Annotated in this window: 13 protein-coding genes; all 13 read left to right on the top strand. The window is 69.2% G+C overall.

Annotation, left to right across the window (positions count from 1 at the left end; genetic code table 11):
* Position 1: 1 nt before the first annotated feature.
* The 13 genes from N7L95_RS10790 (at position 2) to N7L95_RS10730 (ending at position 19109) form a co-directional block, all read left to right on the top strand.
* Positions 2 to 1993 (top strand): acetyl/propionyl/methylcrotonyl-CoA carboxylase subunit alpha, encoded by a 1992-nt coding sequence (locus N7L95_RS10790; protein ID WP_301259825.1) that lies wholly within the window; start codon positions 2 to 4, stop codon positions 1991 to 1993.
* 72 nt (positions 1994 to 2065) lie between these two features.
* Complete coding sequence (locus N7L95_RS10785; protein WP_301260123.1) at positions 2066 to 2989, top strand: hydroxymethylglutaryl-CoA lyase; 924 nt, start codon at positions 2066 to 2068, stop codon at positions 2987 to 2989.
* A complete protein-coding gene (locus N7L95_RS10780; RefSeq protein WP_301259824.1) occupies positions 2986 to 3474 on the top strand; it encodes a YbaK/EbsC family protein in 489 nt (162 codons plus the stop codon). The genes N7L95_RS10785 and N7L95_RS10780 overlap by 4 nt, the downstream gene beginning before the upstream one ends.
* Before the next feature lie 25 nt (positions 3475 to 3499).
* Positions 3500 to 3727, top strand: a complete 228-nt coding sequence (locus N7L95_RS10775) for a DUF1289 domain-containing protein (RefSeq protein ID WP_301259823.1) — start codon at positions 3500 to 3502, stop codon at positions 3725 to 3727.
* Entirely contained in the window at positions 3724 to 4407 is a 684-nt protein-coding gene (locus tag N7L95_RS10770; RefSeq protein ID WP_301259822.1) for a 2-hydroxychromene-2-carboxylate isomerase, read from the top strand. The genes N7L95_RS10775 and N7L95_RS10770 overlap by 4 nt, the downstream gene beginning before the upstream one ends.
* Before the next feature lie 233 nt (positions 4408 to 4640).
* A complete protein-coding gene (locus N7L95_RS10765; protein WP_301259821.1) occupies positions 4641 to 6314 on the top strand; it encodes an MFS transporter in 1674 nt (557 codons plus the stop codon).
* 22 nt (positions 6315 to 6336) lie between these two features.
* Positions 6337 to 6483: a hypothetical protein gene (locus N7L95_RS10760; protein ID WP_301259820.1), complete on the top strand. Its 147-nt coding sequence runs from the start codon at positions 6337 to 6339 to the stop codon at positions 6481 to 6483.
* A gap of 251 nt (positions 6484 to 6734) precedes the next feature.
* Positions 6735 to 8333, top strand: coding sequence for an OpgD/OpgG family glucan biosynthesis protein (locus N7L95_RS10755; RefSeq protein WP_435870076.1), 1599 nt, complete (start codon positions 6735 to 6737; stop codon positions 8331 to 8333).
* Positions 8334 to 8402: 69 nt separating this feature from the next.
* Positions 8403 to 10322 (top strand): type IV pili methyl-accepting chemotaxis transducer N-terminal domain-containing protein, encoded by a 1920-nt coding sequence (locus tag N7L95_RS10750; protein WP_301259819.1) that lies wholly within the window; start codon positions 8403 to 8405, stop codon positions 10320 to 10322.
* Complete coding sequence (locus N7L95_RS10745) at positions 10319 to 10984, top strand: response regulator (protein WP_301259818.1); 666 nt, start codon at positions 10319 to 10321, stop codon at positions 10982 to 10984. The genes N7L95_RS10750 and N7L95_RS10745 overlap by 4 nt, the downstream gene beginning before the upstream one ends.
* A gap of 235 nt (positions 10985 to 11219) precedes the next feature.
* Entirely contained in the window at positions 11220 to 13304 is a 2085-nt protein-coding gene (locus N7L95_RS10740; RefSeq protein ID WP_301259817.1) for a type VI secretion system Vgr family protein, read from the top strand.
* A 31-nt stretch (positions 13305 to 13335) separates the two neighbouring features.
* Positions 13336 to 14868: a hypothetical protein gene (locus tag N7L95_RS10735; RefSeq protein ID WP_301259816.1), complete on the top strand. Its 1533-nt coding sequence runs from the start codon at positions 13336 to 13338 to the stop codon at positions 14866 to 14868.
* Positions 14865 to 19109 (top strand): RHS repeat-associated core domain-containing protein, encoded by a 4245-nt coding sequence (locus N7L95_RS10730; protein WP_301259815.1) that lies wholly within the window; start codon positions 14865 to 14867, stop codon positions 19107 to 19109. The genes N7L95_RS10735 and N7L95_RS10730 overlap by 4 nt, the downstream gene beginning before the upstream one ends.
* Positions 19110 to 19112 lie beyond the last annotated feature (3 nt).

The following is a 19112-nucleotide window of genomic DNA, read 5'->3' as shown; positions in this document are numbered from 1 at the left end:
GATGTTCAAGAAGATCCTGATCGCCAACCGTGGCGAGATCGCCTGCCGCGTGGCGGCCACCGCGCGCCGCCTCGGCATCCGCACCGTGGCTGTCTACTCCGACGCCGACGCCCAGGCCAAGCATGTGCGGGCCTGTGACGAGGCGGTGCACATCGGCGCTCCGGCGCCGCGCGAGAGCTACCTGCTGGCCCAGCGCGTGCTGGAGGCCGCCCGCGCCACCGGCGCCGAGGCGGTGCACCCCGGCTACGGCTTCCTGAGCGAGAACGAAGGCTTCGCCCGCGCCTGCGCGGAAGCCGGCATCGCCTTCATCGGCCCGCCGGCGTCGGCCATCGCGGCCATGGGCAGCAAGGCCGCCGCCAAGGCGCTGATGGAGAAGGCCGGCGTGCCGCTGGTGCCGGGCTACCACGGCGACCGCCAGGAACCGGACTTCCTCAAGGCCCAGGCCGACCGCATCGGCTATCCGGTGCTGATCAAGGCGAGCGCCGGCGGCGGTGGCAAGGGCATGCGGCTGGTGGCCAGTGGCGAGGAGTTCGAGGCCGCGCTGGCCTCCTGCAAGCGCGAGGCGGCCGCCAGCTTCGGCGACGACCATGTGCTGGTGGAGCGCTATGTCACCCGCCCGCGCCACATCGAGATCCAGGTCTTCGGCGACAGCCTGGGCGGCTATGTCTACCTGTTCGAGCGCGACTGCTCGGTGCAGCGGCGCCACCAGAAGGTGCTGGAGGAGGCGCCCGCGCCCGGCATGACGCCCGAGCGGCGCGCCGAGATGGGCGAGGCCGCGGTGGCGGCGGCGCGGGCCGTCGGCTATGTCGGCGCCGGCACGGTGGAGTTCATCGCCGAGCAGGACGGGCGCTTCTACTTCATGGAGATGAACACCCGGCTGCAGGTCGAGCATCCGGTGACCGAGGCCATCACCGGGCACGACCTGGTGGAGTGGCAGCTGCGTGTGGCGGCCGGCCAGCCGCTGCCGGCGCGCCAGGAGCAGCTGCGCATCCACGGCCATGCCATCGAGGCGCGGCTGTGCGCCGAGAACCCGGAAGCGCAGTTCCTGCCTGCCACTGGCCGCCTGCGGGTGTTCCGCACGCCGGCCGCGGCCGCCGAGTTCCAGGTGGCGCCGGTGCGCATCGACGCCGGCGTGCGCGAGGGCGACGAGATCTCGCCCTACTACGACTCGATGATCGCCAAGCTCATCGTCTGGGGCGAGGACCGCGCACAGGCGCTCGCACGGCTGGATGCCGCGCTGGCCGAGACGCACATCGTCGGGCTGCACACCAACACCGCCTTCCTGCGCCGCGTGGTGGCGAGCCGCTCCTTCGCGGGGGCGGACCTGGACACCGCCCTGATCGAGCGCGAGCGCGCCGTGCTGTTTGGCCAGGCCGGATTGCCGCTGCAGGCCGCGCTGGCCGGCCTGGCGGCCCGCCTGCTGGGCGAAGAGGCGGGGGCCGAGACCGCCGACCCCTGGTCGCGCCGCGGCGGCTGGCGCCTGCACGGCGTGGCCCGGCGCCGCCTGGAGGTGCTGGACGGCAGCGGCCAGCGCCATGTGGCCGGCCTGCACTACCTGCACGACGGTTCGCACCGGCTTGAGCTGGGCGAGGACCGCCGCGCGCTGCTGGTGCGCCCGCTCGGCCCGGACCGCTACGACGTGACGCTCGGCGACGAACGCTGGCAGCTGGCGGTCTACCGCCATGGCGAGACCTATGCGGTGTTCGCGCCGCAGGGCTCGGCCTCGCTGCAGTGGGTGGACCCCATCGCCCATGCCGGCGAAGCGGGGCACGATGCCGGCCGGCTGACCGCGCCGATGCCCGGCAAGCTGATCGCGCTGCATGTGGCGCCCGGCCAGGCGGTCACCAAGGGCCAGCCGCTGGCGGTGATGGAGGCGATGAAGATGGAGCACGCCATTGCCGCGCCGGCCGACGGCGTGGTGGACGAAGTGCTGTACCGCGTCGGCGACCAGCTGGCCGAGGGCGCCGAGCTGCTGCGCCTGAAGGCGGCCTGACGCCATCCACGGCAGAATGAGGCGGCCGGCACCATCGCCGGCCCGCAAAGCAACCCTGGAGAGACGACGATGATGCTGCCCCAGCGCGTCACCCTGGTCGAGGTGGGCCCGAGAGACGGGCTGCAGAACGAGAAGCAGGCGGTCGAGGCCGCGAGCAAGGTGGAGCTGGTGCACCGGCTGCAGTCCGCCGGCCTGCGCGAGATCGAGGTCACCAGCTTCGTCAGCCCGAAGTGGGTGCCGCAGATGGCCGACAACGCCGAGGTCATGGCTGGCCTGCAGCGGCAGGACGGCGTGCGCTACTCGGTGCTCACGCCCAACCTGAAGGGCCTGGAAGCGGCACTGCCGACCCGGCCCGACGAGATCGTCGTCTTCGGCGCCGCCAGCGAAGCCTTCAGCCAGCGCAACATCAACTGCTCGATCGAGGAATCGATCGAGCGCTTCCGCCCGGTGGTGGCCCAGGCGCAGGCGCAGGGCCTGAAGGTGCGCGGCGCAATCTCCTGCGCGCTGGGCTGCCCCTACCAGGGCGAGGTCTCGCCCGACGAGGTCGAGCGGGTGGTGCGGCTGATGAAGGGCATCGGCGTGGACCATGTCGGCGTGGCCGACACCATCGGTGTCGGCACCCCGCGGCGGGTGCAGGCGGCCATGGAGCGGGCGCTCAGACACTACCCGCTGGCCGAGGTCAGCGGTCATTTCCACGACACCTACGGCCAGGCGCTCGCCAACATCTACGCCTGCCTGGAGCTGGGCGTGCACACCTTCGACACCAGCGTCGCCGGCCTCGGCGGCTGCCCCTATGCCAAGGGCGCCACCGGCAACGTGGCGACCGAGGACGTGGTGTTCCTGCTGCAGGGCCTGGGCATCGACAGCGGCGTGGACCTCGACCGCCTGGTCGACGCGGCGCACTACATCTCCGGCGTGCTGGGTCGCAAGCCGGTTTCCCGCGTCAGCAATGCACTGCTGGCGAAGCGCACTTCCAGCGTGGCGGAGGCCGCATGAGCGCACCGGACGAGGCGCCCTCCGAGGGCTACCAGCGGGTCAGCGTCGCGTTGCAGCGCCTCGGGCACCCGCACGCACCGGTGCTGCTCGAGCTGCCCGCACGCACCGCCCGCGAGGCGGCCGATGCGCTGGGCGTGAGCGTCGGGCAGATCGCCAAGAGCGTGATCTTCCGCCGCCGCAGCGACGATGCCGCAGTGCTGGTGGTGACCTCGGGCGACAAGCGCGTCGACGAGCGCAAGGTGGCCGCGCTGGCCGGCCCGGTTGGCCGGGCCGATCCGGACTTCGTGAAGGCCCGCACCGGCTTCACCATCGGCGGCGTGTCGCCGGTGGCCCACCTGAGCGAGCCGGTGACCCTGATCGACCGCGAGCTGTTCCGCTTCGCCGAGGTCTGGGCGGCGGCAGGCCATCCCAAGGGCGTGTTCCGGGTGGCGCCGCAGGAGCTGGCCCGGCTGACCGGCGCGCCGGTCGAGGACGTCACCGAATGATCGCCGGCTGCCCGGCCCCGGCACGATGACGCGCCCGGTGCCCGAGGCCGCTGCCGTGCCCAGCCCCTGCATCGGCATCTGCCGCATGGACGCCCGCAGCGGCTGGTGCGAAGGCTGCCTGCGCAGCCTGGACGAGATCGCAGCCTGGTCCACCATGAGCGAGGCCGACAAGCGGCAGGTGTGGCAACAGCTGCCGCTGCGGCAGCAGGCCGGCACCGCCCCGGCCGGACGCAACGACGGGAGCAGGGAATGAAACAGCTGCGCTTTTATTTCGACCTGCTGTCGCCGTATGCCTGGCTGGCCTTCCACCGGCTGCCGGTGGCGCTGCTCGGCTGTTCCTACGAGGTGCGCTATGAGCCGGTGCTGTTCGCCGGCCTGCTGCAGCACCATGGCCAGCTCGGCCCGGCCGAGATCGCACCGAAGCGGGCCTGGACCTACCGCCAGATCCTGTGGCAGGCGCGCCGACAGGGCGTGCCGCTGCGCCAGCCGGCCACCCATCCCTTCAACCCCTTGCCGCTGCTGCGCCTGGCGCGCGCCTGCGCACCCGCGGGCGGCACGCCCAACCGCTGGGTCTGCGAGACCCTGTTCCACCATGTCTGGGACAGTGGCCTCGACGCCGAAGACCCGGCCCGGCTGCCAGCGCTGCTCGAGCGCCTGTCGCCCCGGCGCGATCCCGCCAGCCAGGCCGTCAAGGACGAGCTGCGCGACGCCACTGCCGAGGCCGCCCGGCGCGGTGTCTTCGGCGTGCCCACCATCGAGCTGGAGGGCCGCCTGTTCTGGGGCGCCGACTCGCTCGAGATGCTGCGCGCCTGCCTGCAAGGCGATCCCTGGTTCGACAGCCCCGAATGGATGGGCGCCGCCGACTGGCCGGCCGGGTCGCAGCGCCGCCAGTCGCGCATTGGCGGCGACCCCGGGTCCGCACCAGCACCCTGAGGAAAACCCCCATTCGGCGCGGCGTGCAAAAGTGCCGCCGCGGGCCTGATCGTTTTCCCGGGTGCGGCTGCCGTGTTCGCATTCGGTTGCACATCAAGAAAAGGCAACTCAGGGTTACACCTTAATTTGTCAGCTCCCGTTGGCTGGGCGTCAGCACGCGGTCAGAGCCCGCGCTGATAGTCGGCCTCGCGACCGCCCTCGCCGGCGGGGTTCTGCAAACCGGAGACACATTCATGGCAGCAACGCTGACGAAGCAGGCGCCCGCACCGAGCAAGGCGCCGATGACCAAGGAGGAACAGAAGGTCATCTTCGCGTCCTCCCTGGGCACCGTTTTCGAGTGGTACGACTTTTACCTTTATGGCTCGCTGGCGAGCATCATCGCGGCCCAGTTCTTCAGCGGGCTGGACCCGACGTCGGCCTTCATCTTCGCGCTGCTGGCCTTCGCCGCCGGCTTCATCGTGCGGCCCTTCGGCGCACTGGTGTTCGGCCGGCTCGGCGACATGATCGGACGCAAGTACACCTTCCTGCTGACCATCCTGCTGATGGGCCTGTCGACCTTCATCGTCGGCGTGCTGCCCAGCTATGCCTCCATCGGCGTGGCCGCGCCGGTGGTGCTGATCGTGCTGCGGCTGCTGCAGGGCCTGGCGCTCGGCGGCGAGTACGGCGGCGCGGCCACCTATGTGGCCGAGCATGCGCCGCACGGCCGGCGTGGCGCCTTCACCTCCTGGATCCAGACCACCGCGACGCTGGGCCTCTTCCTGTCGCTGATGGTCATCCTCGGCACCCGCACCCTGGTCGGCGAGGACGCCTTCAAGGAATGGGGCTGGCGCATTCCCTTCGTGCTGTCCATCCTGCTGCTGGCCGTGTCGGTGTGGATCCGCATGAGCATGAACGAGTCGCCGGCCTTCCAGAAGATGAAGGCCGAGGGCAAGACCTCCAAGGCGCCGCTGGCGGAGTCCTTTGGCCAGTGGAAGAACCTGAAGATCGTGATCCTCGCGCTGGTGGGCCTGGTGGCTGGCCAGGCGGTGGTCTGGTACACGGGCCAGTTCTACGCGCTGTTCTTCCTGCAGCAGACGCTGAAGGTCGACATGGGCACCGCCAACGTGCTGGTTGCGCTCGGCCTGCTGCTGGGCACGCCCTTCTTCGTGGTGTTCGGCACGCTGAGCGACAAGATCGGCCGCAAGCCCATCATCCTGGCCGGCTGCCTGATCGCGGCGCTGACCTACATGCCGCTGTTCAAGGCCCTGACCCAGGCCGCCAACCCGGACCTGGCGCGCGCCCAGGCTTCGGCCCCGGTGTCGGTGGTGGCCGACCCGGCCGAGTGCTCCTTCCAGTTCAACCCGACGGGCACGGCCAAGTTCACCAGTTCCTGCGACGTGGCCAAGCAGGTGCTGGCCGCCAACTCGGTGAACTACGAGACGGTGGACGGCAGCGGCGCCGCGGTGATCAAGGTCGGCGACAAGACCATCCCGTCCTATGACGCCAAGGCCTTCAGCGGCGATGCGCTGAAGGCCAAGGACGCCGAGTTCAAGAAGGCCGTGTCGACCGCCATCAAGGAAGCCGGCTATCCGGCCAAGGCCGATCCCGCCAAGCTGAACAAGCCGATGATCGTGGCCATCCTGACCCTGCTGGTGATCTACGTCACCATGGTCTACGGCCCGATCGCGGCGATGCTGGTCGAGATGTTCCCCACCCGCATCCGCTACACCTCGATGAGCCTGCCGTACCACATCGGCAACGGCTGGTTCGGCGGCCTGCTGCCCACCATCTCGTTCGCCATCGTGGCGCAGACGGGCAACATCTATAACGGCCTCTGGTATCCCATCATCATCGCGCTGGCCACGGTGGCCATCGGCACGCTGTTCGTGCGCGAGACCAAGGACAACGACATCTTCGCCAACGACTGACGCCCTCGAAAGGATCTGACCCATGTGGAAAATCGCGGCCGGTTTCGCCCTCTTCTCGGCGCTGGCAGTGGCCATGCTGATGAATGGCGGCGACATCGACATGAGCGGTGAGAAGCACGGTGCCGATGCGACACATGCGCCGGCGCCCGAACCCGCGGCCAGCAAATAGCGCGCGCACCGCTGCCTCGAACGGCCCCCGGCTTGCCTGGGGCCGTTTTCTTTTTGGGGAGGGCGCGGTCGTCGCGGGTGCGCGGTGGTGGTCACCAAAAGTTGCGATGTGCGGGCGGAAGCGGCGCTTGTGGCCGCTACCATGGGGCCACCCTTCTTGCGGCCGACACCGGCCTTCGGCCCGGTGATGGCGACCGCTTCGCGCGGTGCCCCTTGCGGCTGCCGTGTCCAACCCCCGCTGTCGCCTCACACGTGCAAAGAAGACGTTTCCTCTCCCACACCAGCAAAGCGGTCGGCCTGGCCGCCCTCGCACCCACCACCCCCTGGTTCTCCATCGCCGCGCATGCCGCCCAGCTGCAGGCCATCGGCAAGCCGCAGGCTTTCGACCTGGCGTGGCTCAAGGGTCATGCGCGCAGCCTGGCCGCCAAGCCCTACCAGGCGCCCCGCACCACGCTGCCCAAGTCGATCGAGTCGCTCGACTGGGACCAGTACCAGTCGATCCGCTTCAACAAGGACCATGCACTGTGGCGCGACGACAAGCTGCGTTTCCAGGCGCAGTTCTTCCACCTCGGCCTGTTCTTCAAGTCACCGGTGCGGCTGTATGAGGTGGTCGAGGGCCGGGCCCGGGAGCTGGCCTACGACCCGGCCATGTTCGACCACACCAAGAGCGGTGTGAATGCCGCCAGCCTGCCGCAGGACCTCGGCTTCGCCGGCTTCCGGCTGAACTTCCATACCGACCTGGAGCGTGACATCTCCGCCTTCCTCGGCGCGAGCTACTTCCGCGCGGTGGGGGGAGAGTGGCAGTACGGCCAGTCGGCCCGCGGGCTGGCGATCGATTCCGGCCTGCCGCGACCGGAGGAGTTCCCCAACTTCGTGGCCTACTGGCTGGAGAAGCCGGCGCCGCAGTCGAACACCGTCATCGTCTACGCGCTGCTCGACTCACCCAGCGTGGCTGGCGCCTACCGCTTCGCCATCACGCCGGGCGACACCCAGGTGATGGACATCGATGCCGCGCTGTACCCGCGCAAGACCATCGAGCGCCTGGGCATTGCGCCGTGCACCAGCATGTTCCAGTTCGGCGAGAACGACAAGCGCATGGCCAACGACTGGCGCCCCGAGATCCACGACACCGATGGCCTGCAGATGTGGACCGGCAACGGCGAATGGATCTGGCGCCCGCTGACCAATCCGGCCCAGCTGCGCTTCAACGCCTACCAGGACAACAACCCGCGTGGCTTCGGCCTGCTGCAGCGCGACCGCGACTTCAACAACTACCAGGACGACGGCGTGTTCTACGACAAGCGCCCCTGCCTGTGGGTGGAGCCGAAGGCCGGCTGGGGCGCGGGCTCGGTGCAACTGGTCGAGATCCCCACCGTCGACGAAACCTTCGACAACATCGTCGCCTTCTGGAACCCGGCCGCCAAGCCGCAGCCGGGGCAGGAGCTGCTGTTCTCATACCGGCTCTACTGGGGGGCCCAGCCGCCGGCAAGGCCGCCGCTGGCCCATGTGGTGGCCACCCGCACCGGGCTGGGCGGCGTGGTGGGGCAGCCGCGCAAGTACTTCTCGTGGCGCTTTGCAGTCGACTTCGCTGGCGGCGACTTCTCGCTGCTGGGCAAGAACGCCAAGGTCGAGCCGGTCATCACCGCCTCGCGCGGCAAGGTGGAGATCACCTCGGCCCGGCCGCAAGGCGCCATCGAAGGCTGGCGGGCCATGTTCGACCTGCGGCCCACCGACAACAGCACCGAGCCGATCAACCTGCGCATGCACCTGCAGTGCGACGGCCAGCCGCTCAGCGAGACCTGGCTCTACCAGTGGACGCCGCCGCCGGTGGCCGAGCGCAAGTTCGTCTGAGGCAGGGCGCCTCGCGCCGGCTTGCGATTCGTCAAGCCGGCCCGCCGCGGTCCTGCCTAGAGTCGCGGCATGCACACTACGCCACGTTGCAGCCTGGGCAGCAAGCTGCTGCTTCTGGGCGCCGCCTTCCTGCTGATTGCGCTGGCCTCCATCGGGCTGACCTTGTGGGTGAGCTGGCACCTGGAGGGCGGGGCGGCGGCTGTCAACGAGGCGGGGCGCCTGCGCATGCTGAGCCTGCGGCTGGCAGTGTCGGCCGCAGCCGGGGGCGAGCCGGTGTCGCTGCAGCGGCAGGCCGAGGCCTTCGACGCCGGCCTCGACATGCTGAGGCGCGGCGAGCCGGCCCGGCCGCTGTTCGTGCCCTGGGACCGGGAGGCGCTGCGGCAGTTCCGCCAGATTGAAACGCACTGGGCTGACCTGCATACCAGCTGGCTGCGCACGCCGCCCGCCACGCCGCAGGCGCTGCGCCAGGCCGACGAATTCGTGGCCTCCATCGATGCCTTTGTCGGCACGCTGGAGACGAGCCTGTCGCGCTGGACCACGCTGCTGCACGGCTTCCAGTTCGCGCTGATGGTGCTGGCCATCGGCGGCGCGGTGGCCTTGATGTATGCCGGCCACCTGTTCGTGCTGGAGCCGCTCAAGCGCCTGCATGCCGGGCTGCAGCGCATCGCGCAGCACGACTTCGGGGCCCGCGTGGAGCTGCCGGCGCATGACGAATTCGGCGAGCTGGCCCAGGGCTTCAACCGCATGGCCGAGCACCTGGGGCAGGCCTACGAGGACCTGGAAGCCAAGGTGCAGGAGAAGACACTGCGCCTGGAGCACCAGCGCGAGCGGCTGGCGGCGCTCTACGAGGTGAGCAGCTTCCTGTCCGAGTCCACCACGCTGGCCCAGCTGGCCGACGGCTTCGCGGCCAAGATGCGCCGCATCGCCCGTGCCGACGCAATCGCCCTGCGCTGGTCGGACGCCGGGCAGCAGCGCTACATCATGCTGGCCAGCGAAGGGCTGCCCGCTCCCCTGCTCGAAGCCGAGCAATGCCTGCGCACGGCGCGTTGCCTGTGCGGCGGCGCCGATGCACAGGCGCCGGTGCGCGTCATCCCCATCCGCCGCGCCGAGGGGGCCTCCATGCCGCATTGCGAGCAGGCGGGCTACACCACGCTCGTCACGGTGCCCATGCGGGCGCAGCACCGGCTGGTGGGCGAGATCGACCTGTTCTACCGCTGCAGCGCCGCCCCCTGCGAGGAGGAGCGCTCGCTGTACGAGACGCTGGCGCGCCATCTCGCATCGGCCCTGGACGGCCTGCGCGCGGCGGCCATGGAGCGGGAAGCGGCGGTGTCGGACGAGCGGGCCTTCATCGCCCGTGAGCTGCACGACTCCATCGCCCAGTCCCTCGCCTTCCTGAAGCTGCAGGTGCCGGTGCTGCGCAACGCAGTCGCGCGGGGCGACGCGGCTGCCATGGCCCGTGCCACCGACGACATCGAGGCCGGCGTGCGGGAAAGCTCCGGCGACGTGCGGGCGCTGCTGCTGCATTTCCGTACACGAGCACATGCGGAGGACATCTCGGTGGCCCTGCGCACCACGCTGCAGAAATTCGAGCACCAGACCGGCCTGCAGACCACCCTGCAGGTGACCGGCGAAGGCCTGCCGCTGCCCGCCGATGTGCAGATCCAGGTCTTGCACGTGGTCCAGGAGGCCTTGTCCAATGTGCGCAAGCATGCGCATGCCTCGCATGTCTGGCTCACCGTGAAGCAGGGCCGGGAGTGGCTGTTTGCCGTGCGCGACAACGGGCGCGGCTTCGACGTCGAAGGCGGCGCCCCCAACGCCACGCACGTGGGGCTGGACATCATGCGGGAGCGGGCCGGCCGCATCGGCGCCCGCGTGCAGATCCGCTCGCAGCGGGGCGAAGGCACCGAGCTGCAGCTCACGGTGCCGGCGAGCGCCCCGCCTGCGGCGACCCCGGCCACCCGGCCCGAACCCCTGGCGGAGGCCTCATGACTCCAACGCTCCGACTCCTCCTCGTGGACGACCACAGCCTGTTCCGCCGTGGCCTGGCCGCGCTGCTGGCGGATGAACCTGGCTGGCAGGTGGCCGGCCAGGCGGCCGATGCCAGCGAAGCGCTGCGATGCGCAGCGGAACTGCAGCCCGACCTGATCCTGCTCGACAACCACCTGCCCGGCGTGCGGGGCGTGGATGCCGTCCCCGGCCTGCGCGAGGTGGCACCGCGGGCGCGCGTGCTGCTGCTCACCGTCAGCGAGGAAGGCGAGGACCTGGCCGCTGCACTGAAGGCCGGCGCGAGCGGCTATCTGCTGAAGACGATCGAACGGGAAGCCCTCGTCAGCGGCATCGTGCGGGCACTACAGGGGGAGCTGGTGGTGAGCCCGCAAATGACGGGCAAGCTGATGGACGCCTTGCGCGGTGGCGGTGCGCCTCCCGCGGTGCCGGTCGAGGACGAGCCGGGGGACGGCTTGTCGCCACGCGAGCTGGAGATCCTGGCCGAGATCGCGCAAGGGGCCAGCAACAAGGGCATCGCCCGCACGCTGGGCATCGCCGAAACGACGGTGAAGATCCATGTCCAGCGCATCCTGCGCAAGCTGAAACTCAGCTCCCGCGTCCAGGCGGCCGTCTATGCGACCGAACGCGGTATAGACAAACAGTAACGATTGTTTCGTCGACAAGCTAGGGAGAGCCAGAACCGGGGTGCCGTCCTACGATGGTCTGCCACTGGCGGCGGCAGCGCGGTCGTGCCCGGCGCTTCTCCGGCCTTGTGTCCAACGGGACAGGAGAAGCAGCGGCCTGCCTGACCAGTGCGACGGGATACCTGCCTCTGCGGGCCGGCCAGGCCGGCTGCAGGGTGTGGCCTGTCACAACTGCGAGTCTTCAGGTGGGTCCATCATGGCAAGAACCTTCGAATTGATCACTCCGCTGGGCGCAGATGTCCTGCGCTTTCACCGCATGAACGGCCGGGAGGAGATGGCGCGGCTCAGCGAGTTCGAGATCGAGGCGGTCAGCGAGCGGGAAGACCTGGACCCGGACCAGGTGCTGGGCGAGAAGGTCGCGGTGAAGATGGAGCTGCCCGACGGCGGCTTCCGGCATTTCAGCGGCCATGCCACCCGCTTCGAGCAGGTGGGGGTGCGGGGCCGCATGAACCTGTACCGGCTGACGATGCGGCCCTGGCTGTGGCTGCTGACGCGCACGGCCAACTGCCGCATCTTCCAGAAGATGGCGGTGCCCGACATCCTCAAGCAGGTCTTCGACACGCATGCCGACGTGGCGGCCACGCAGGTGAAGCTGAGCGGCAGCTACCCCACGCTCGACTACTGCGTGCAGTACCGCGAGAGCGACTTCGACTTCGTCAGCCGGCTGATGGAGCAGGAAGGCATCTACTACTACTTCCTCCACGAAGCCAACCGCCATGTGCTGGTGCTGTGCGACTCGGTGAGCGCGCATGCGGAGTTTCCCGGCTACGGCCAGTTTCCCTACCTGCCGCACGATCGCTCGGCGCGTGCCGAGACCGAGCACATCGACCGCTGGAGCTTTGGCCGCGAGATCCAGACCGGCCGCTATGTGCACGACAACTACGACCCCGAGAAGCCGCGGGTGGAACTGCAGGGCAAGGCAGCGGTCGTGCGCCGCCATGCCCAGGCGCAGTACGAGGTCTACGACTACCCCGACCGGCACCTGACGGCCGCCGAAGGCGAGCAGTACGCGCGGGTGCGCATCGAGGAGCTGCAGGCGCGCTTCGAGCTGGCGCGGGGCGAGGCCAACACCCGCGGGCTGTGCGTGGGCCACCTGTTCACGCTCACCGGACAGCCGCGGCAGGACCAGAACCGCGAGTATCTGGTGCTGTCGGCGCAGTACCAGCTGGAAGGCGAGGAATACGAATCGGCCGGCGGCGAGGGCGCGCGCTTCAACTGCCGCTTCACCGTGATGCCCAGCAGCGAGCCCTACCGCCCGGCGCGGCTGACGCGCAAGCCCATCGTCCAGGGGCCGCAAACGGCGGTGGTGGTGGGGCCGGCCGGCGAGGAGATCCACACCGACGACCAGGGCCGCGTGAAGGTGCAGTTCCACTGGGACCGCTACGGCACGGGCGACGAGAACAGCTCCTGCTGGATCCGCGTCTCCCACCCCTGGGCCGGCAAGGGCTGGGGGGCGGTCAGCATCCCCCGCATCGGGCAGGAAGTGGTGGTGGACTTCCTGGAAGGCGACCCTGACCGACCGCTCATCACCGGGCGGGTCTACAACGCCGAGCTGATGCCGCCGTTCGCGGCGCCAGGCGTCGTCAGCGGGCTGAAATCGCAGACGCACAAGGGGGCGGGCTTCAACGAGATCTCGATGAACGACACCGCGGGCAAGGAGCTGATGAACATCCATGCCCAGTACGACCAGACCACCACCGTCCAGCACGACCAGACCAACACCATCAACAACAACCGCAGCACCACCATCAAGGTGGACGACACGCTGACGGTGAATGCCAACCGCACCATGAGCGTGGTGGGCAAGCTGGTGGAGAAGATCGACACCGGGCAGGACGTGACGGTGGCCTCGGGCTACACCCAGACCATCACCGGCGGCGCCACGCGCACCGTGACCGGCGGGCTGACCAGCACCGTCAACGGCAAGCGCGAGAACACCGTGAACGGGCATTTCGTCGAGACCGTCACCTCCGGCGAGGAGAAGACGGTGCACTCCGGCAAGGTGCTGACGGTGACCGGCGGTGGCTACACCGAGAACGTCACCGGGCTGTTCGAGAGCACCGCCACCGGGCCCATGAAGCAGGGCGCCACCGCAACGATGGACCTGCATGCCGACGGCGCCGGCACCTACACCTCGGCCACCTCGCTGAAGTTCGGCGTGTCGGGCTCGACCATCGACATCGGCCCGGGGGCCATCACCATCAGCGCCGGCGGCGCCACGATCAAGATCGATGCCAGCGGCGTGGCCGTCAATGGCACCCAGATCTCGCTGAACTGCTGAACCAACTGCTGAAGCAAGGAAAGGAGCCGCCATGGCCTTGAACCCGGTGGAGCGCAAGCTCGTCGAGTTGCTGCAGCTGTGGGAGGACTTCCGGGCCGAGCCCGGCAAGCGCCTGCTGCTGTGGCAGGCACCCGACAACGGCAAGCGGATGATCGAGTGCTTCTGCGAAGTGCAGCGGCATGCCTCGCCGTATACGAGCGGCGACACCTTCATCGTCTTCGACGCCGCCTTCGAGCAATCGGTGGGCTATGCGCGGGCGTTGAAGGAGGCGCTGGCGGGGCAGTACGCCGCGAGCCACGAGGACCTGCAGCGCGAAGGGCTGCAGCCGGACTGGCGCTTCGAGCCCGAAGGGCTGCCCGAGACCGCGGCCGCTTTCGTACAGGGGCTGGCTTCGTTGGCCGCGCATCATCCGCAGCTGGGGCACCTGGTGGCGGTGCTGCTGCCGAGTGCCGTGGCCCAGGACGAAGCCTGGGCGGCCTGGGTCGGCCGGGCGCTGGAGGCGGCGGGCAGCGTGTCCGGCGTGCGTTTGCTGGTGCCCGACTTCAGCCAGGCCCCCCGCCTCGGCGAGTTGGCAGCGGCCCACCATCCGCTGGTGACGGTGCAGGCGCCGGCGGTGGAGGCCTGGTCCACCGCGCAGGAGACCTTCGCGCAGGAGCCGGCGGTGGGCGCGCCGGGCGTGTTCCGCAGCCTGCTGACCGCCTTGTTCGCGTTGGCCGAGAAGGGCAGTGCCGACCATGTGCTGCTGAAGGCGCGCGACGTGCTGGCGTTTGCGAACAAGCAGGGCTGGGCCGACCAGGAAGTGGCGGTGCGGCTGGTGACGGCCGGCGCGATGCTGAAGGCGCAGCGCTTCGACGATGCCCTGAACCACTACCAGCATGCACGCGCCTCGGCTGAGGTGGCGAGTGCCGCGAACCATCCCGCCGGCAAGCAGCTGGTGCTGCAGACCTGGTTTGGCGAGGCGGCCGCGCAGCTCGCTGCCGGCCAGCCGAAGGAGGCGGTGCCGTGCTATCGGGAGGCGGCCCGGCTGGCGGCGGCCTTGCCGAATGCGCCGCTGCTGATCGAGGCCTTGCGCATGGGCGCCTTCTGCCACGCGCGCGCTGGCGAAGCCGAGCCGGCGCTGGCCCTGAGCCGCAAGGCCTTGTCGGTGGGTGCCAAGCTGCAGCCCGAGGCACGTGCCATGACCACACTGCCGCTGCTGGCCTTCGAGTCGCTGCGCTTGCTGGAGCCGGAGCGGGTGGCGGCCATCGAGGCCGTCAAGCACCAGCTGGACCAGGCGAGCAGCCGCCTCGGGGCCGACACCGAGCGGCAGATGGCGGCTCTCGAGCGACATCCCGACCCGTCGGCGCTGCGCCGGCTGGAGCAGGTCCACGCGGCGCAGGTGCTGCAGCTGCAGCAGCAGGCGCGTGACCGCGGCGACCGGCTGGCCGCGGCCGGCACGCCGGAATTCATGGCTGTCTTCGAGCAGGCCCGGGCGCTGCTGGGGGCGCAATGGCCGGTGACGATGAAGGGCGCGATCGCCTCGCTGCCCGCCGGCGCACAGGCCGAAGAAGGGGCTGCGGCATGATGCCCGCTGCCAAGCACGGCGATCCGCAGATGGGGGTGGACATCCACCTCTGCGTGGTGCCGCCGTCGCCCTCGCCGGTGCCCTTGCCGACGCCGCACATGTCGGTGGTGTTCGATCCCTTCGACTACGTGCCCTTCATCGGCGCCACGGTGTCGGTGTTCGGCATGAAGCGCGCCACCGCCGGCACCGGGGCCATCGTGGTGCACATCCCGCCGGGCTTTCCGTTCGCGCCGATGCTGCCGGAGAAGGACGACGAGCTGTTCATGGGCAGCTCCACCGTGACGGCCGATGGCGACCCCTTCTCCTACCTGGCGCTGCCGGTGCTGGGCTGCCAGGTGGCCGGCATGCCGAGCCCGCCACGGCCGAAGAAGAAGCGCATCCCGCTGCCGACGCTGCTGCCGACCACCTTCAACCTGGCGATACCGACCACGGTGAAGGTCGGCGGGCCGCCGACCATCTCCCTGATGGGGATGGCGTTCAAGGGTGCCTTCGCGGGGCTGGGGAAGCTGGCGAAATCGAAGTTCGGCAAGGCGCTGGGCGACCGCTTCAAGAAGTTCCGGCAGAAGGTGTTCAAGAACATGGACCCCGGCTTCCTGAAGTGCAAGGTGCTGCGGGCCGAGCCGGTGAACATCCTGACCGGGGAGGTGGTGGTCGAGCAGGTCGACTTCACGCTGCAGGGCATGATCCCGCTGCCCTGGGTGCGGTCGTACAGCTCCGGCAGCCAGCGCCGCGGCGCCTGTGGCCACGGATGGGAATGCCCGGCCGATGCCAGGCTGGAGATCGACCGCAAGGACGGGACCGTGCTGTTCCGGCACCCGTCTGACGGCTTGTCGCTGTTTCCGCAGCTGCCCACTGCGCGGGGAGCGGCTGGCGCGGTCCTCGAATTGATGGACGGTGCGCTGCTGAGTGACGAAGGCGATGAGTTCCAGGTGCGCACCAAGAACGACCTGGTCTACCACTTCCCGAAGGCGGCGGCATGTGTCACCGAGGACGACCTGACCGAAGTCCCGATCAGCCGGATCAGCGACCTGTGCGGCAACTGGCTGGCCTATGAGAGGTCGGGAGGCCGGCTGGTCGCGCTGCGGGAATCCGGCGGGCGCTGCCTGATGGTGGAGCATGGCGAGGCCGGCATACGCGCGCTGTCGCTGTATGTGGCCGACACCGGATTCAGCCACACCTTCGTCACCTACGAGCAGGACGACCAGGGCAATCTCGTGGCCGCGCGCGACGAGCTGGGGCATCCCTACTGCTTCGCCTATGACGGCCACCGCATGGTGCAGCACACGAACCGCACCGGGCTGTCCTTCTACTACGAGTACGACCCGAGCGAGGCGGAGCCCCGCGTGGTGCATGCCTGGGGCGATGACGGGCTGTACGACTACCGTTTTGCCTACTGGCCGACCAGCCGCGAGGTTCGCATCCGCGATTCGCTGGGGGGCGTCTCGACGGTCCAGTGCGATGAACGCGGGCTCCCGGTCCTGGAGATCGACCCGCTCGGTGGGCGCACGATCTTCGAGTACGACGACGCGGGACGGACGACAGCGGTCATCGATGCCGCCAACGCCCGAACCGAGTATGTGTATGACGAGCGAGGCAACCTGCGGGTGCTGAAGCGCCCGGATGGCAGCACCACCACCATCGATGTGGACGCGGCCAACAAGGCCACGCGCATCACCAACCCGAACGGCGCCGCCTGGCAGCAGGTGTGGGACGAGCGCGGCTTGCTCGTCTCGCAGACCAGCCCGCTGGGCGCTGTCACCGCCTACGAGTACAGCGACAAGGGCTTGCTGCTCGCCGTGCAGGACGCGACGGACGCCCGCACCTGCTTTGCCTATGACACCGACGGGCAGGTGAGCGCGGTGATCGATGCCCTCGGACAGGCGATCCATGTGAAGCGCGACCCGCTCGGGAACGTGCTGCAGAGCATGGACCCCATGGGCCGCGCAACCCGTTATGAATACGATCGGAAAAGCCGCCTGGTCCTGGTGACGACGCCCGGTGGGGCGAAGATGCGCTGCACCTACGATGCGCAGGACAACCTGACGCAGTACGAGGACGAGCACGGCGCGCGCACCCGGTTCGAGTACTTCGGCCAGGGCCTGCTGCGCAAGCGGCACCAGCCCGACGGGCACACGGTGGAGTACCTCTATGACACCGAAGAGCAGCTGATCGGTGTGCGGAATCAGCGTGGCGAACGCTATCAGCTCCAGCGCGACGCCTTGGGGCGCGTGGTGCGCGAGGTCGACTTCTGGGGCCAGACGACGACGTTCGAGTTTGACCTGGCCGGCAACCTGAAGCAGAGCTGCGACCCGCTCGGCCGTGTCATCCAGTTCACGACAGACAAGCTCGGCCGCATCAGGCGCAAGTCCTTTGCGCACCCCGAGCGTGCCGGGCAGCTGTTCGAGGAAACCTTCGATTTCGACGCCAACGGCAACCTCACCGCGTGCAGCAACGAGCACGCCAGCGTGCAGCGCAGCTTCGATGCCGAGGGGCGGCTGATCGAGGAGCGGCAAGGCGATTTTGTCGTCAAGAATGCCTACGACCTGCTGGGCCGCCGCATCCGGCGCGAGACCAGTGCCGGCAGCACGATCGTCTACGAGTACGACGCGCTGGGTCGCCCGTCGTCGATCCGCATCAACGACGAGCCCGCCATCGTGATGGAGCACGACGCGGCCGGCCAAGTGGTGAAGGAAACGCTGGGGCCGACCCTGCAGCGGTACTGCAAGTACGACGCCGAGGGGCGGCTGGCGGCGCAGGGCTTGAAGCGCGATGAGGACTGGTTGTTCCACACCCGGTATGTCTACGACGCGGCCGGCAACCTCTCCCAGCGCAACGACAGCCAGCAGGGCGTGGACCATTACCGGTGCGATCCGCTGGGCCAAATCGTCGAGCACATCGACCCGCAGGGCCGCCTCAAGCGGTTCTTCCAGGATCCTGCCGGGGACCGTCTCGTCACCCGGACGGTGGAGCGGCAGCAGGTGCAGGACGGCCGCGACGGCCCGGAAGACTGGCGCCGGGAGGGGGCGTACCAGGGGCTGTCCTACCGCTTCGACCGGGCCGGCAACCTGGTGGAGCAGCGCGGCGAAGGAGCGGGGGGGCCGGCGCACCGCACACGCAAGGACATGCGTCTTCGCTGGGACGCCAACCAACGGCTGGTCGCCAGCACGACCGATGGGGTCGAAACCCGCTATGGATACGACCCGCTGGGCCGCCGGCTGTTCAAGCGGACGGCGGGCAAGACGGTCGTGTTCGCCTGGGACGGCAACAGCCTGCTGGCGCATGCCACGGTCGAGTCCGCGCCGGCGTCTCCCGGTGCTCAGGCTGTCGGCCAATCCAGCGACGCAGGCGGCCCCTGGCTCGGGGCACGGGAGTATCTGTATTACCCCGACAGTTTCGTTCCGCTGGCCCTGATCGCCGAAGGCAAGGCAGCCAGCTACCGCTACCACAATGACCCGAACGGATGCCCCACGCGGCTGACGTCCGTCGACGGCGACGTGGTGTGGTCGGCTCGCTATGACGTGTGGGGCCAGCTGGCCCCGGACAGCAGGGCGGCGCCGCAGGACGGGGGAATCGACAATCCGCTGCGCTTCCAGGGCCAGTTCTTCGACGAGGAGACCGGGCTGCACTACAACCGGCACCGGTACTACGACCCGCACTCCGGCCACTACATCAGCCACGACCCGATCGGGCTGGCGGGCGGGATTCGCACACATGGCTACGTCCACAACCCGCTGACCTGGATCGATCCACTCGGCTTGACCGGCTGTCAGGTGACGGTGTACCGGGTGCAGCCGAGGACGCGCGACGGCCTGGTCACCGGCGGTGCTTTCCGGCGTGCGCGCGAGAAGGGCGCGAGCCTTCAGGAGGCGCTGGACAAGCGAAAGAAACTGCTGGACGCAGTGAATTCGCCCAATCCCAACAAGCGGGTGCGAGCGATGCAAGACGCCCAAGCCAGCGGCGACAAGAGCCCGTTCATCTCCACCACCTTCAACGAGGCGAAGGCGAGAGCCGATTTCGCGCACCAGAAGAGCCTCGGGCGGGATGTGGAGTTGGTTACCATCCAAGGCCCTCGCAGCGCAGGCCTGGACTTCGAGGACGAATTCCAGGCGCTTGGCGGTCGCAAGAGCCCGGGCCGGGCGAAGGATGCCGACATGGAAGAGTTCGGCATTCCGGACCTGTTCGTTCCTGGCAAGGGGCAAGGCAAGAGCAAGTCCGGTTTCGAGGTCATCGACAGAGAGTGAAAC

The sequence above is a fragment of the Eleftheria terrae genome, assembly GCF_030419005.1.
GTDB classification, from domain to species: Bacteria; Pseudomonadota; Gammaproteobacteria; order Burkholderiales; family Burkholderiaceae_C; genus Caldimonas; species Caldimonas terrae.
The sequence above is the reverse complement of the archived record's forward strand: the minus strand, read 5'-3'. Positions and strand labels throughout refer to the sequence as shown.